The following is a 15261-nucleotide window of genomic DNA, read 5'->3' on the forward strand; positions in this document are numbered from 1 at the left end:
TGCAAATCGGCGCTGTCATATGACTGGGCATTTGAGCTGTTAAAATCGCCCTTCGATAACTCTGTTAACCCAATTCAAACGTGAATCTGTGACTGAGCCCGCGTGTATGGGAGTTTTTGCTGTCCTTTACTTTAGCAAGCCTGTATTTATGTGGGGCATTAGCGTTTGATGTTTTACTCGAGCCGTAATAGCGGACGAGTTCTGGGTTAGTCTCGGTGATTTTTATCCTTCACGCGTTAAGTCAGATCTGCAAAATCGAGTCTATCTTTTATCGGTACAGGTGTTGGCGGCGACATTGCCAGCCTAAGCCGGAATCCATTCAGCATACTGCTTAACACTAACACAGATAGAATTCACATATAGAATTAGGCTGTCACTCAGCGTGATTGATTAAGGGGAAAGCGTGCTCGAAAATCAAATGATGTTACTGGCGGTATTTGAACGGGCGGCCTTGATGCTGATGACCTTGTTCTTTTTAACCCGCACTCGACCGTTCCAGCGTTTATTCCAAAAGCGTAATCACACCCCCGCAGAGCTGGTCTCTGTGGCGGCGATATTTTGCTTATTTGCGGTGTTCAGTACTTATACCGGTATTGAGGTTGAAGGCGCGCTGGTTAACGTGCGTATTATCGCGATTATTTCCGGCGGGATTTTATTTGGCCCTTGGGTCGGCATTCCCGCGGGCGTGTTGTCGGGGCTGCATAGATATTTGATTGATATGGATGGTGATACTTCTATTCCGTGTTTAATCGCCAGCATAATTGCTGGTCTAATGGCGACGTGGATTTACTACAAATGCCCCAAATCTAAGTTATGGATTTATGGCATTGTGGCGGGCATGTTGTGTGAAACACTGACCATGTTGTTGATTTGGCTACTGACAGAGCCGCACCAAGTGGGTGTAGAGATTGTGAGCCATATTGCCTATCCCATGATTGCGGGCACTGTGTGTATCGGACTGATTATCAAGCTAGTGCAAGACCTCGACGATGAGAAAGAGCTCATTGCCGCCAAGCAGGCCAAGCTCGCGCTGGATATTGCCAACAAAACCTTACCTTTCTTCCGCAAAATTGATCGTCACGCCTTAGAGCAAGTGTGCGCCGTGATCCGCAATGAAATCCATGCAGATGCCGTGGCGATTACCGATACTCGCGATGTATTAGCCTATATGGGCGTTGGCAAAGATTACTACGAGGTCGATGGTCATCAAGCGATTAGCGAGATGACTCAAAGGGCGATAGAGCTAGATCAAAACATTATTAACAACGACTTACGCCAATATCATTTATCGGATTTTCATTCGGTCATCATAATCCCGCTGCGTGAAAACGGCACGGTAAGCGGTACGCTGAAGATTTATTATCGCAATAACTATCGGATTACCAGCTCGCTGCGAGAGATGGCGGTGGGCTTGTCGCAGCTGATTTCGACCCAGATGGAAGTGTCGCGTATCGAGCAACTGCAGGAGATGACCCGCAAGGCGGAGTTTACTGCGCTGCAGAGCAAGATTAACCCGCACTTTTTGTTTAATGCCCTCAATGCTATTTCTTCACTGATCCGCATTCGGCCGCAACAGGCGCGGGAGTTGATTGCCAATCTGGCCGATTATCTGCGCTATAACCTAGCCAAGGGCGATGAGCTGATTGATATCCAAGAGGAAGTCAAACAAGTACGCGATTATGTGGCGATCGAGCAGGCGCGCTTTGGCGATAAGCTTGAAGTGGTGTTCGATGTCGACGATGTGCATTTTTGTGTACCTTGCCTCTTGTTGCAGCCGCTGGTGGAAAACGCCATTTTGCACGGCATTCAGCCGCGCAGTGCGCCGGGCAGAGTGACCATAGAAGTGAAAAAACTTGATTCTGGCATTCGCGTGGCCGTGCGTGACACAGGTTATGGCATCAGCCAAGAGGTGATAGATGGCGTCGCCGCGGGTCGCATAGAAAGCAGCAGTATTGGGCTAATGAATGTGCACCAGAGGGTGAAGTTATTGTACGGCGAAGGGCTACAGCTTAAACGGCTGGAGCCGGGGACTGAAGTCAGCTTTTATTTACCGGAAAATGAGGCGCAAGTATGTTAAAAGCCATCATAGTTGAAGATGAATATCTGGCCCGTGAGGAGCTGGAGTATTTAGTAAAGAGCCACAGTGAGATAGACATAGTGGCAAGCTTTGAGGATGGCTTGGAGGCCTTTAAATATCTGCAGGATCATGAGGTTGATGTCGTGTTTTTGGATATCCAAATTCCGTCCATCGATGGTCTGTTGTTGGCGAAGAATCTGCATAAATCGACCCATCCACCCCATGTGGTGTTTGTCACTGCCTATAAAGAATTTGCGGTAGAAGCGTTCGAGCTCGAAGCTTTTGATTATATTCTCAAGCCCTACAATGAGCCGCGGATCATCAGCTTATTGCAGAAGATTGAACAGGCGGGGCGACAAGCACCAAGGCCGCAACATGAAGCGACGAGTAATGCCAGTCGTACCGTAAATTTAGTCAAAGGGGAGCGGATTATCGTTACGCCCTGCGAGCAAATTTATTACGCCGAGGCTGATGAAAAACTGACCTATGTGTATACCCGCACCGACCGTTATGTGATGCAGATGACCATTAGCGAGTTTGTCAGCCGCTTGCCCGCCGAAGGCTTTTTCCGCTGCCACCGTTCCTATTGCGTCAATATCAACAAGATCCGCGAAATCGTGCCTTGGTTCAATAGTACTTACCTGATCCGATTGCATGATTTGTCGTTCGAGGTGCCCGTTAGCCGTAGTAATATTAAGGCTTTTCGACAGCTGATGAGGCTGTAATTGTCATTCATTCCTGCAGATCTGTATTTCATGCCTTAATTGATCGGCGCGAATGGCATCTCTCTTATAGTGGACTCAATTCCTGATCCCCTAAAGCGAGATGCATCATGACTAAAGAGATGAACCGTACTCGGTACCTGACCTTAGTTGGTACTATTATCACCCAGTTTGCACTCGGCTCAGTTTACACTTGGAGCCTGTTCAATGCGCAGTTGGCTGCTAAGCTCGACGAGCCTGTCAGCCAAGTGGCGTTTGTATTTGGTTTGCTGAGTTTGTCTTTGGCCGTGGCATCTTCCATGGCGGGCAAATTACAGGAACGCTTCGGTGTGCGTAATGTCACCTTAGGCGCAGGCCTATTACTCGGGCTGGGATTCTTACTCACAGCCCAAGCCAGTAACTTGATGATGCTTTACCTGTGTGCCGGGATTTTAGTGGGCTTTGCCGATGGCACTGGCTACTTAATGACTTTATCTAACTGCGTGAAGTGGTTCCCCGAACGCAAAGGGCTGATTTCGGCGTTAGCGATTGGCGCTTATGGTTTAGGTAGCCTTGGATTTAAGTACATCAACGTGCTGTTACTCGAAAATACTGGCCTTGAAACCACCTTCCAACTGTGGGGCTTAATCGCCATGGCGCTGGTGTTGTGTGGCGGCATGTTGATGAAAGATGCACCTGCACAATCAGCCGCAAGTCAGCAAGCCGAAAGCCGCGACTTCACCCTCGCAGAAGCCATGCGTAAACCGCAATATTGGATGCTGGCATTGATGTTCCTGTCCGCCTGTATGAGTGGTTTGTATGTGATTGGTGTAGCGAAAGATATCGGCGAGAAGATGGTCGACTTGCCGGTATTGGTCGCCGCTAATGCGGTTGCGGTAATTGCCATGGCGAACCTCAGTGGTCGTTTGGTGCTGGGTATCCTGTCGGACAAAATCCCCCGCATTCGCGTTATTTCGCTGGCGCAGATCATCACTTTAGTCGGTATGGTGTTACTACTGTTTGTACCTTTGAATGCTAACCTGTTCTTCGTTGCCGTTGCCTGCGTTGCCTTTAGTTTTGGCGGCACAATTACTGTTTATCCCTCACTGGTGAGCGACTTCTTCGGCCTGAATAACCTGACTAAAAACTATGGAGTTATCTACTTAGGTTTTGGTGTCGGCAGCATTATCGGTTCGATTGTCGCCTCGTTATTCGGTGGCTTTATTGCGACCTTCAACGTGATTTTAGTGCTGCTGGTGGTGGCGTTGGTCATATCATTAACGATTCGTTTGCCTGACCCTAAAACTCCCGCATCGGCTAAAGCGGCATCTAAGGGCTCTCCTCGTTTAGTCAATATGACTGCAGAGTCTGCCTAGGCATTAATCTCTTTACTGCAATCAGTTAACGCAAAAGTCCGAAGCCATCTGGCTTCGGATTTTTACATCTCGATTCAGTACTGCGCTCAACGGATAGCATTTCACGTGTTTTAGCTATGTTGTTACATTTTCAATCCTAACCTTTCTTGATAAGCCTCTTTTTTATCACCTCAACAACAGGTAACTTGATAGCCTTAAAGCGTTATTCAGGATGTGTTGATGTTAACGGACCCTCTTTTTTGGTTGGTGGCGATACCCGCAGTCTTGATTACGGGGATTTCTAAATCCGGTTTTGCGGGTGGTGTGGGCGGCTTAACTGTCCCGCTATTGGCGCTTGCCATTAGCCCTACCACAGCGGCGGCGCTCATGTTGCCGCTGCTGATTTATATGGATTTTTTAAGCGTACGTTCTTGGTGGGGGCAACATAATCCGTGTCATTTATGGATATTATTGCCCGCGGCGATAGTGGGTATTTTTATCGCTTATCTGTTGTTTGATAGGTTGAATGAAGAATATTTACGGGCGATTTTAGGTTGTGTGTCCCTCGGTTTTGGTTTGTATGGTTTGATTCTTGGGGATAAAACCCAAGCATCACCTTCACCTCTGGTTGGACGCTTGTGTGGCTTAACTGCGGGATTTACTAGCTTTGTTGCCCATGCGGGCGGGCCGCCACTCAACGCTTATTTGTTGCCGCTGCGTTTGGCTAAGGCAGAATTTTTAGCCACGGCTGTGGTATTTTTTGCTGTGGTAAATCTGGTCAAGCTGATCCCCTACAGTTTGCTTGGGCAGATTAACCAAGAGAATATTTTAGTTTCTCTGTTACTGGTGCCGCTGGCATGGCTAGGGGTAAAGCTAGGTTTGTTTATTCAAAATAAAATTAACGACAGGCTATTTAAGCGCATCATATTGATTTTAATGGTGCTGGTGGGCGTGCGTTTATTATGGACGGCGTTATAGTTTTAAGCTTTGGGTTACATTAGTCTGCTAGAGTGCGCGGGTGTTTGGGCGTTTTGATCCCCAGCCGCCCTGAATTTACCTGATAAAAACTCAAAATTACGTTACTGTGAAATCTGCCTGCAATGAGTTTGAAGCTATGAAACGATTACTGATAGTTATCTTAGCCTTAGGCCTTGGCGCTTGTGCTAGCGCGCCAGAACCTAAGCCTGTGGTAAAGCAAGTTGAACCCGCCACGGTTTGGAACGATAGCAATATCTCCGAACTGCATTCTGAGTGGCGCGGTGTGCCCTATCGTTTAGGGGGTGGCACTAAGCGGGGCATAGATTGCTCGGCCTTTGTGTCGGTCGCCTATCAGAAGATGTTGGGTATGACCTTGCCGCGCACGGTTGAAGAACAGCAAGCCCTAGGGAAACCCGTGCCGAGAAATCAACTGCGCAAGGGCGACTTAGTATTTTTCAAGACAGGTTGGAGCACGCACCATGTCGGCATTTATGTGGGAGACGATAATTTTCTCCATGTTTCCACTAGCCAAGGGGTGAAGATCTCGAGCCTGCATAACAGCTATTGGGCGTCTAAGTATTGGAATGCACGGCGAATTTAGCACATCTTCTTTATGCACTTTCTTTTATGCACTTGGGCTGATGAGTTAGCGGAGACAATATGTCCTTAGAGCCTGCGTTATCCCAGAGTGACCCTTTACCGACTTCTGTTTTTCTCGCCATTTTCTCGGCCGTATTCTTGCCCATGTTTTTGGCGGCGGTCGATCAAACCTTACTCGCAACGGCGACGCCAGCCATAGTTGAAGATCTTGGCGGCCTGCGCCAAGCCTCGTGGATCACTATCGGTTATATGCTGGCGATGGCCGCTTCTGTGCCGATTTATGGCTGGTTAGGGGATAACTTCGGTCGCGCGAAAATCCTGATGATCGCCATAGTGATTTTTGCACTGGGATCCATCGTTTCGGCGAGTGCTGGCACTATGAACCACATGATAGCCGGACGTATCTTGCAGGGCATGGGCGGTGGCGGCTTGATGAGTTTGTCTCAATCTTTGATTGGTGAGTTAGTTCCCATTCGGCAGCGGGCGCGTTTCCAAGGCTATTTTGCTGCTATGTTTACCCTTGCGAGTGTTGGCGGCCCTGTCATTGGCGGTATTGTGGTGCACGCTTATTCGTGGCATTGGCTATTTTGGGCGAATATTCCACTGGCCATGCTGGCGGTATGGCGACTCAATGGGCTGCATAAGCGCAGCGTTAAACCCGTGCGCCAAGGCAAGTTTGATTTAGTGGGCGTGGTCTTGTTTCCGACCATTATCACCGCACTGTTATATTGGTTATCTGTGGCTGGGCAAGAGTTTGCTTGGCTTTCTGCGACCAGCTTAGGCTTTGCCGTCTTTGTGGTGGTTGGGATTTTAGGCTTGTTATTGTGGGAGCGGCGATTGGCTAGCCCGTTTCTGCCGTTAGATTTACTGGCGAAGAAGGCCGTGTATATGCCACTACTAACGGCGGCGCTGTTTGCGGCCTGTTTGTTTGCGATGATTTTCTTCCTGCCGATTTATCTGCAAGTGGGTTTACACACCAATCCCGCCAAAACCGGTTTGCTGCTCTTGCCTATGACCTTCGGTATTGTCACTGGCTCGACGATTGCGGGCCGACTGTTAAGTAAAGATGTCGCGCCTAAGTGGTTGCCGACCTTTGGCATGGGCTTAGCTTTCATCGGCTTGTTATTGATTAGCTTTGTGCCGCCTAATGCCAATGTAATCGGCGGTTTAGGTGTGTTGGTCGGGATTGGGCTAGGCACTGTTATGCCGAGTGTGCAGCTCGTGGTGCAGAGCGTGTCGGGCAAGGCGCGACTCAGCCAGATCACGGCTATGGTGTCACTGTGTCGTTCTATGGGCGCTGCTATTGGTACTGCGCTGTTTAGCGTGCTGCTTTATAGTCTGTTGCCACTCACGGGTTCAGAGCTTGGCATCGCTGCGATTAAAACATTGCCGACAGAGGTAGTGCATCACGCCTTCCAATATGGATTTATGGCCGCTGCGGGTGTGGCATTGTGTGCCGCGATAGTCGGTTTTTTATCCCCTGCAACGGCATTAAAAGATCACGATAGCGAAACTGCGCATTAAGCCAAGATTTGCAGGTGCGCGACCCATTTAAGCCGTGTACTATTTGCGCTGAGCCGTATTTTTGTGGCCTTATTCGATTCCAGGACATAAGCATGACAACAAAACACTGGACCCTAAAGAGCATAGCCAACGAGTTGGGTGTCTCTAATGCCACTGTTTCTAACGCGTTTAATCGCCCCGACCAATTATCGGAAAAACGTCGTAACGACATTTTAGCTGCCTGCACTAAGTTGGGATATTTCGGGCCAAATAAAGCGGCTCAATCCTTACGTAAGGGCAAGTTCGATACTGTCGCCTTGGTATTGTCGGACAGCGTGGAATACATGGTGTCCGATCCCGTCGCCAGTAAATTTATGAAGGGCGTGGCCTCTGTCTTGGAGCAAGAAAAGCTCAATTTGCTGCTGTTTTCGGGCAGCTCAGACAGTGTGAATGCGGTGGCTGACTTTGTGGATGGTTTTATTTGTTATGGTCGCCCGCGCAATGCCCTGTTGGCCGAGCAATTAAAGCAGGTAAAGAAAAAGGTCGTCACGGTCGATTTTGATATCCACCGCAATGCATCTGTGAGCATAGACAATAAGTTAGCTGCCTATGAAGTAGCGAAACTGGCATTGCAGTCGCCCGCGGACAATGTGGCCATTTTGGGGCTACGTTTGCTCGATACCCACTTAACTTGCCGTGTGTATGATTTGAATTTGTTAGAAATCGACACCTCTGTTGCCCATCAAAGATTACAGGGTTACTTGCAAGCGATTGAAGAAGTGGGCGTTGTACTGGGGCAGGACCGCATTTGGAATATCCCCGAGAGCAATGCCGACTATGCGGCGATAGCGGCAAAAGAAGCGTTGAATTCGACTCCACGGCCGAATGTATTTTTATGCATGAGTGACTTAATCGCCTTGAGTGTGCTCGGTGAGGCGCAGGCCATGGGGCTGAGTGTTCCTGAAGATGTGCGAGTAGTGGGCTTTGATGGTATAGATGAAGGCACACGTTCAAATCCGCCGTTAACGACCGTCTATCAATACTCTGAGCAGAAGGGCCGCAAAGCGGCGCAAATGTTTGTTAGTGACGCCGTGCATGCGGAAGTCTTGGGCTATGAATTACGTCTCGGTAAGAGCTGCTAATCGCTACATCTTTTAACTAAAAAAGGCGCAATGAATGCGCCTTTTTGCTATCTCAAAACTATGCCGCTTAGCTTGAACTTAAACCTAAGCTCAAGCCCGAACAGGAACGCAAGCTTATGCTTGAGCCAGCAGTCTTGATAACGACACTTGTGTCTCTTTACCTTGCTTATCTAAAAGGATGATTTGGCCATCTTTATTGGCAAAGTCGAGGGTGAGACTCGCCTGAGCCTCGGCCGCTGTCCAAGATAAAGTTAACGTGCGTTCTGCTGATGCCATCGTAAAGCGGCCATCGAAGGCAGGGCTGCTATTACGCAGTTTAATCAGCTGAGTCAGCGCCTTAACGACAGGTTTCTGCATGGCTTGCTGCACTTTTTCACGGTTCAAGTAAGGGCGATTGATATCGCGACCGACATGGGTGTTGTTGAGCAGATCCATATCGTTTGGAATCGCCAGCAGACCCGCGTAATACACCTGCGGAATACCGGGTGCGAAAAACTGAATCGCCCGCGCCATCAAATAATCTAGGTCATTCTGACCGAGGGCATCGTAATAGGTGCAGTTGATTTGATACAAATCGACGTTGCTGGCGGCCGCGCCTGTGGCTTGAAGGCTCTCGCCCTTACTGTTGCCATGTATGGTTTCAACCAGATTATCGATTTGATCTTCGGTTAATAATCCGCGCAAGCCATCCATAGGGCCGACGTCGATAATGCCGATGCCGTCGTGGGTGTCGAGTACGGTAATGCAGTTGCGCGGCGCCATTTCGAGCCAATGGGTCAAGGCTTGGCAATCTTGGCTAAACAGCGTGTGCAGGATGAGCGGTGGCAGGGCGAAGTCGTACACCATGTCGACCCGTTTGGCGATCTCGACCTGAGTCATGTGGTGCGAATGGATTTCGGCCAGGGTTGTCATGCCTAACTCATTGGCTTGCTTAGCTAATTTATCCACGAACTCGAAGGATTCTTCAATCATAAAGCAGCTAGTGCCGGGCTTTTTAATTGCATAGCCCGCCGCATCTAAGCGGATCAGATTCACTTTACTGTGGTCGAAACGCGCCAGCACTCGGTTTAAATAATCTTTACCTGCGACGGAATGAACGTCGATATCGATTTGATTGCGGGTAAAGGTGGTCCAAAACTCTTCGGTCGAGCCATCGGCTAAGGTGTAAGTGCTAAAACAACTGCCCGGACGCGGACGATAGATAGCGGCTTGATCTTGCTCGCTTAACCCCTCAGGAAATACCTTGTCTTTGGTTAAAAACAAATCCCAGTAAGCCGATTGCTTGCCGTGCTTGAGTACGTCTTTAAATTCTGGCGATTCGGCGGACATGTGGTTAACGATAAGGTCGGCCATGATGTCGTAGTCATCACCAATGCGTTTAACGTCATCCCAATTGCCTAAGCGTGAATCGACTTGCACATGGTCTATCGGATCGAAGCCCGCATCGCTGCCGTCAATGGGGAAATAGAAAGGCAAAAGATGTACGCCGCCGAATAGACCTTGCAACTCGTCATCGAGCAGCGCTTTGAGCTCCTTGAGCCCTGCATTGGTAATTCTGTCGACATAGGTGATCAGCTGCACTTGGTTTTTCATACTTTGCCCACGCTTGAGTTGTCTTTTTAGAGTGAAGGTTTATGGCAATCTTTAATTGATTGCACAACTAAACTTAATCGATTAAGTTGTATATTTAACCAATATGAAACATTATTCAAGTGGTTTGTTGGATTTTTGAGTTAGTCTCAAGTTTTGGGGGAGGCTGGCTCACTGCTGTACACAAAAGCCGAAACCCTTTCAGCATGCTGTTACTGAGCTGCTGAGAGCGAGTAGGTATAATAACGATAAGGTGAAATGGTATGGTAAGTGATTCAAAAGGTTGCGATAACCGCAATCATACCCGTATTCGGGTGCTCACATATTTAATGTTTTTCATGTTCGCTATGACCTCAGATGCCGTGGGCGTCATTATTCCAGAGCTGATATCTCAGTTTGGTTTGTCCATGTCGCAGGCCAGTGCTTTCCACTATATGCCGATGATTTTTATCGCGATGAGTGGACTGTTTTTAGGCTTCTTGGCGGATAAGATAGGGCGTAAGTTAACCATTTTATTGGGGTTATTGTTATTTGCGCTCGCCTGCTTCATGTTCGCGCTGGGGGAATCGTTTTACTATTTCCTGTTCCTACTCGCCTTTGTCGGCACGGCGATTGGCGTCTTTAAAACCGGCGCACTCGGGCTTATTGGCGATATCTCGACTTCCTCAAAACAGCATTCGAGCACTATGAATACGGTAGAGGGCTACTTTGGTGTTGGTGCCATGATAGGGCCAGCCATTGTTAGTTATTTACTGATAAGCGGCGTCTCTTGGAAGTATCTGTATTTTGGGGCGGGTTGCTTCTGTTTAGTGCTGTGTTGGTTAGCTTATCGGGCGGATTATCCGCAAATCAAACGTTCTTCGACGGATGCCATTAACCTTGCCAGCACTTTTAAGATGATGAAAAACCCTTATGCATTAGGGTTTTCACTCGCGATAGGTTTATATGTTGCCACCGAAGTGGCGATTTATGTGTGGATGCCGACCTTGCTGCAAAGCTATCAAGGCGATTACACCACCTTGGCCGCCTATGCCTTGACGATCTTTTTTACCCTGCGTGCGGGTGGCCGCTTTTTAGGTGGCTGGGTGCTCGATCGCTTCCCGTGGCAGCAAGTGATGTTTTGGTTTAGCTTCGCGATAAGTGCTTGTTATCTTGGGTCTATGATCTACGGCATTGAGGCAGCTGTTATCTTGTTGCCCTTGTCCGGGCTGTTTATGTCCATGATGTATCCCACGCTTAATTCTAAGGGGATTAGCTGTTTCCCTGTGGATCAGCATGGCTCTGTGGCTGGGGTGATTCTGTTTTTTACTGCCGTGTCCGCCGCCGTTGGTCCCTTGTTGATGGGGTTAGTGGGCGATATCTTCGGCCATGTTAAATATGGCTTCTACCTCGCCACTGGTTTTGCCATTTTGTTATGCCTCCTGAGCGGATTTAATCTCGTTAAAGATCCTGCCCGTCATTTGTTAACGGCTGAAGCGCACTAATTTGGGTTGTGACAGAAAATATTTTTCTGTCACATTTCTTCAATTAATCAATACTTTGACCTAGTACACCTAGAGTGCGAACCAAAACTGTGCAAAAAACGCACTTGCTTTTTGTTGCCAAGTTGCTAACTTGTTAACTTAATCGATTAAGTTGATTCGAGGTTAAGTTCGATATGGCCTTGAGCAATCACTAAGATGGTTCTTCGATTAATCACAATTCGGTAGATGCAGCCATGGGGAGATAGGGCTGCATCTCAAATATGGGTGGGGACATAAAAATGATAAAAAGCACATCACAGAAATTCTTGTTAAGTACATTGGCCGTGTTGGTGAGTTCTCACCTTTGGGCAGCCGAAGCACCACAACAGGAAGAAGCCAAGAAAGACGCGTTAGGTTTAGAAAGAATTACCGTGACTGGGGTTGCCCGCGGCACTCGTGTTATGGACTCGAGTGTGTCAGTCAGCAGCGTGTCACTGGCTGAGCTGGAAGTGAGCTCGCCACGTTCATCGGCCGAGGCATTTCGTATTATTCCGGGGATGAAGGTGGAGTCTACTGGTGGCGAAGGTAACGCTAACATTGCCGTGCGTGGTTTACCTGTGGCGTCTGGTGGTGCTAAGTTCCTACAAATTCAAGAAGATGGATTGCCAATCCTACAGTTTGGCGATATCGCCTTTGGTAACGCAGACATCTTTTTACGCTTAGATTCAACAGTGCAAACCATTGAATCTATCCGTGGCGGCTCGGCATCGACTGCCGCCAGTAATGCGCCCGGCGGCATTATCAACGTGATCAGTAAAACGGGCACCTCGGATTCGGGCAGTGTGGCTACCACTCTTGGGCTAGATTACGACACTTTCCGTACCGACTTTGAATACGGCACTAGCATCAACGACAGCCTGCGTTTCCATGTGGGCGGTTTTGTGCGCACGGGCGAAGGTCCACGCGACGCTGGCTATAACGCTAACAAAGGCGGCCAGATCAAAGCTAACTTAACCAAAGAATTCGATAAGGGTTATGTTCGCCTGTATTTCAAACATTTAGATGATAAAAGCATAGGCTATTTACCTATGCCTATGTACTCGGATGGTAGTTCAATCCCAGGTTTTGATGCGAAATCCGATGCGATTCAATCTGCGTATTTCCAATCAACCTTGAGCTTAGGTGCCGATGGCGAACGTCGCCGTGGCGATATGCGCGATGGCATGAATCCTGTGGTTAATTCTGTCGGCTTAGAAGCCTCATTCGATTTAGGTAACGATTGGCAGGTGGAAAACCGTTTCCGTTTCTCCGACGTGAGCGGTAACTTCATCGCGCCATTCCCAGCCGAAGTGGCCAACGGCAGCGACATAGCCACCAGTATTGCAGGCACTGGCGCTAAGTTGATTTACGCCAATGGCCCTAATGCTGGTAGTCAAATGGACGGTTTAGCCATGCGGATCAATACCTTTGATGTGCAGATGAATGATTTTGGCTCAATCGTAAACGATTTTAAATTAACCAAAAGCTTCGACGACACCAGCGTGACCTTAGGTTATTACAACGCCACCCAAAACATCAGCATGAGTTGGATGTGGAACTCATATCTGATGGAAGTAAAAGGCGATAATGCCGCGCTATTAGATGTGGTTGCCGCCGATGGTACTGCGTATTCTGACAATGGCCTCTATGGTTATGGCGTACCTTACTGGGGAAATTGTTGCCAACGTAATTACGATACCGACTACACCATTAAAGCGCCTTATCTCGCGTTAGCCTCGAGTTTTGGTGACTTGTCGCTCGATGCCAGTGTGCGTTATGACAGTGGTGATGCCAGCGGTAACTACGCCGGTAGCGTGCAGTCGCAAGTGGATATGAATCTAGATGGGGTGATTTCAATCCCTGAGCAGAGCGTGTCTTCTATTGATAATGCGAATCCTCAGCCAGTAAATTACGATTGGAGCTACACCTCGTACTCATTAGGTGCTAACTATCAGTTTGCCAGTGACTTAGCTGCTTTTGCACGCTTGAGCCACGGTGGCCGCGCCAATGCTGACCGTCTGTTATTTGGTAAGGTGCGCGCCGATGGTTCAGTGGCGAAGGAAGATGCGGTTGATATCGTTGACCAATATGAGTTAGGTGTTAAGTACCGTTACGATGATTTGTCTGTGTTTGCGACAGCGTTCTACTCTGAAACCGAAGAGCAAAACTTTGAAGCTACCAGCCAACGTTTCTTCGACCGTAAGTACAAAGCCAAAGGTATCGAAATCGAGTCGGCCTATTTCATCGGTGACTTCGACTTTAGAGGCAACCTGACCTGGACCGATGCTGAGATTGCTAAAGATGCATTGACGCCAGAAGTGGTGGGTAACACCCCAAGAAGACAGGCTGATTTTATCTACTCCTTGATGGGCCGTTACAACTTTGACCAAGGTTCAGTGGGCGTTAACTTAATCGGCACTACGGATTCTTATGCTCAAGATAATAATGACTTAAGTTTCGATGGCTACAACCAAGTAAATGCCTTTGCGACTTACAATCTGACCGAAGCCATGAGTGTGTCTTTAAACGTCAACAACTTGTTTAATGTCACGGGTATTACTGAAGCGGAAGAAGGCTCAATCCCTGATAACAATATCATCCGTGCCCGTACCATTAATGGCCGCACCACGAGTGCGACGCTTAAATACGAGTTCTAAGCGGATCTTGCTACAGCAACTGTTTTTACAGAAAAAATGCTAAGCCCAAAACAGCCCATGAAAGTGGGCTTTTTGCCTGCTACAAAATGCAGAATATAGAATACAAAGTTGGAGTGAAAATGACGGTATTACTCAGTTTCGGTGAGGTGTTAGTAGACTTGCTGCCGACCGATGCCACGGGCAAACATCACCAGCCGATTGCCGGTGGCGCGCCCGCCAATGTGGCCGTGGGTTACGCGAAACTCGGCGGTCAGAGTTACTTTGCTGGCGGCATCAGCGCCGACCATTACGGCGTCATGTTAAAGCAAGCCTTAGCGGAGCAGGGTGTGGCGACCGATTATTTGGCCGAAGTACCGGGCGCCGCTACCGCGACTGTGTTGGTGAATTTAGATGAGCAGGGTGAGCGCACCTTTGAGTTTAACCGCACTGGCACTGCCGATATGCGCTACAGCAATCAGCATTTTGACAATATCCCATGGCAGGGGATTGATATCTTTCACCTTTGCTCGAATACCTTTACTGAAACCGCCATCTTTAACACTAGCCTTTATGGCGCGCGTTGTGCCAATGCATTCGCGACTTTAGTGAGTTTCGATGTGAACCTGCGTTTATCCCTGTGGCAGGATACGTCTTTACTGGCCGAGCGGGTTGAGCAGTGTTTCCGTTACACCCAAGTGCTGAAAATGAGCCGCGAAGAAGCGGACTATTTAGCGCTGGCGCGGGATAAGAGCTTTGAAGATTATCTGCAGTTCTGCCTCGCCCAAGGGGTTGAGGTGATTTTGGTCACCGATGGCGCCAACCCAGTGCAATGCATCACAGCGCAGCAAAGGTTTAGCGTTCCCGTCCCCAGAATCTCTGCCGTCGATACCACGGCCGCGGGTGACAGTTTTATCTCAGGTTTTCTGTTCGCCTTAGGTTTAGATCTGCAATACGATTTAGGCAATTTAACCTTGAAACAGAGGCTCGAAAGCAAAGAACACTTAGAGGCGGCGGTGGTATTTGCCACTCGCTGCGGCGCGATTACCTGCGGGCAAAAGGGCGCGTTTCCTTCTTTGCCCACACTTTCGCAGGTGAGCTAAAGCTGACTGCATTAACGATAACATCCAAGGTGGGCTTGTTGAGTTTGCCTTGGATTTTTTGTCTTTTAGATTTTCCG

Annotated in this window: 11 protein-coding genes; 10 read left to right on the forward strand and 1 reads right to left on the reverse strand. The window is 48.6% G+C overall.

What is annotated here, in order from left to right; genetic code table 11:
- Positions 1-403: 403 nt before the first annotated feature.
- The 7 genes from Q4Q49_RS08530 to Q4Q49_RS08560 all read left to right on the forward strand — a co-directional run bounded on the left by Q4Q49_RS08530 (position 404) and on the right by Q4Q49_RS08560 (position 8356).
- A complete protein-coding gene (locus Q4Q49_RS08530; RefSeq protein WP_311999132.1) occupies positions 404-2077 on the forward strand; it encodes a sensor histidine kinase in 1674 nt (557 codons plus the stop codon).
- Positions 2071-2802: a LytTR family DNA-binding domain-containing protein gene (locus Q4Q49_RS08535; protein ID WP_011982017.1), complete on the forward strand. Its 732-nt coding sequence runs from the start codon at positions 2071-2073 to the stop codon at positions 2800-2802. Before Q4Q49_RS08530 ends, Q4Q49_RS08535 begins: the two co-directional genes overlap by 7 nt.
- A gap of 107 nt (positions 2803-2909) precedes the next feature.
- Positions 2910-4154 (forward strand): MFS transporter, encoded by a 1245-nt coding sequence (locus tag Q4Q49_RS08540; protein WP_311999133.1) that lies wholly within the window; start codon positions 2910-2912, stop codon positions 4152-4154.
- A gap of 219 nt (positions 4155-4373) precedes the next feature.
- Positions 4374-5111 carry a sulfite exporter TauE/SafE family protein gene (locus tag Q4Q49_RS08545; RefSeq protein WP_311899379.1) on the forward strand — a complete coding sequence of 246 codons (738 nt, stop codon included), beginning with the start codon at positions 4374-4376 and terminating at the stop codon, positions 5109-5111.
- A 136-nt stretch (positions 5112-5247) separates the two neighbouring features.
- A complete protein-coding gene (locus Q4Q49_RS08550) occupies positions 5248-5712 on the forward strand; it encodes an NlpC/P60 family protein (RefSeq protein ID WP_006083761.1) in 465 nt (154 codons plus the stop codon).
- A gap of 59 nt (positions 5713-5771) precedes the next feature.
- Complete coding sequence (locus Q4Q49_RS08555; RefSeq protein WP_311999134.1) at positions 5772-7235, forward strand: MFS transporter; 1464 nt, start codon at positions 5772-5774, stop codon at positions 7233-7235.
- Positions 7236-7327: 92 nt separating this feature from the next.
- Complete coding sequence (locus Q4Q49_RS08560; protein ID WP_311999135.1) at positions 7328-8356, forward strand: LacI family DNA-binding transcriptional regulator; 1029 nt, start codon at positions 7328-7330, stop codon at positions 8354-8356.
- Positions 8357-8470: 114 nt separating this feature from the next.
- Here the strand turns inward: Q4Q49_RS08560 and gtfA are convergent, their stop codons facing one another.
- Positions 8471-9949 carry a sucrose phosphorylase gene (gtfA, locus tag Q4Q49_RS08565; RefSeq protein WP_311999136.1) on the reverse strand — a complete coding sequence of 493 codons (1479 nt, stop codon included), beginning with the start codon at positions 9947-9949 and terminating at the stop codon, positions 8471-8473.
- 260 nt (positions 9950-10209) lie between these two features.
- Between gtfA and Q4Q49_RS08570 the strand changes: the two genes are divergently transcribed.
- The 3 genes from Q4Q49_RS08570 (at position 10210) to Q4Q49_RS08580 (ending at position 15184) form a co-directional block, all read left to right on the forward strand.
- Positions 10210-11430, forward strand: a complete 1221-nt coding sequence (locus tag Q4Q49_RS08570; protein ID WP_126490868.1) for a sugar MFS transporter — start codon at positions 10210-10212, stop codon at positions 11428-11430.
- Between the two features lie 278 nt (positions 11431-11708).
- On the forward strand, positions 11709-14105 hold the full coding sequence (locus tag Q4Q49_RS08575; RefSeq protein WP_311999137.1) for a TonB-dependent receptor domain-containing protein: 2397 nt from the start codon (positions 11709-11711) through the stop codon (positions 14103-14105).
- A 119-nt stretch (positions 14106-14224) separates the two neighbouring features.
- A complete protein-coding gene (locus Q4Q49_RS08580; protein WP_311999138.1) occupies positions 14225-15184 on the forward strand; it encodes a carbohydrate kinase in 960 nt (319 codons plus the stop codon).
- Positions 15185-15261: the final 77 nt, after the last annotated feature.

Source organism: Shewanella sp. SP1S1-7, assembly GCF_031932105.1.
In the GTDB taxonomy this organism is placed as follows: domain Bacteria; phylum Pseudomonadota; class Gammaproteobacteria; order Enterobacterales; family Shewanellaceae; genus Shewanella; species Shewanella baltica.

What these genes read in the sequence shown, in the direction of transcription:
- Q4Q49_RS08535 (WP_011982017.1), top strand. Translation starts at nt 2,071, where the DNA reads ATGTTAAAAGCCATCATAGTTGAAGATGAATATCTGGCCCGTGAGGAG.
- Q4Q49_RS08540 (WP_311999133.1), top strand. Translation starts at nt 2,910, where the DNA reads ATGACTAAAGAGATGAACCGTACTCGGTACCTGACCTTAGTTGGTACT.
- Q4Q49_RS08545 (WP_311899379.1), top strand. Translation starts at nt 4,374, where the DNA reads ATGTTAACGGACCCTCTTTTTTGGTTGGTGGCGATACCCGCAGTCTTG.
- Q4Q49_RS08550 (WP_006083761.1), top strand. Translation starts at nt 5,248, where the DNA reads ATGAAACGATTACTGATAGTTATCTTAGCCTTAGGCCTTGGCGCTTGT.
- Q4Q49_RS08555 (WP_311999134.1), top strand. Translation starts at nt 5,772, where the DNA reads ATGTCCTTAGAGCCTGCGTTATCCCAGAGTGACCCTTTACCGACTTCT.
- Q4Q49_RS08560 (WP_311999135.1), top strand. Translation starts at nt 7,328, where the DNA reads ATGACAACAAAACACTGGACCCTAAAGAGCATAGCCAACGAGTTGGGT.
- gtfA (WP_311999136.1), bottom strand. Translation starts at nt 9,949, where the DNA reads ATGAAAAACCAAGTGCAGCTGATCACCTATGTCGACAGAATTACCAAT.
- Q4Q49_RS08570 (WP_126490868.1), top strand. Translation starts at nt 10,210, where the DNA reads ATGGTAAGTGATTCAAAAGGTTGCGATAACCGCAATCATACCCGTATT.
- Q4Q49_RS08575 (WP_311999137.1), top strand. Translation starts at nt 11,709, where the DNA reads ATGATAAAAAGCACATCACAGAAATTCTTGTTAAGTACATTGGCCGTG.
- Q4Q49_RS08580 (WP_311999138.1), top strand. Translation starts at nt 14,225, where the DNA reads ATGACGGTATTACTCAGTTTCGGTGAGGTGTTAGTAGACTTGCTGCCG.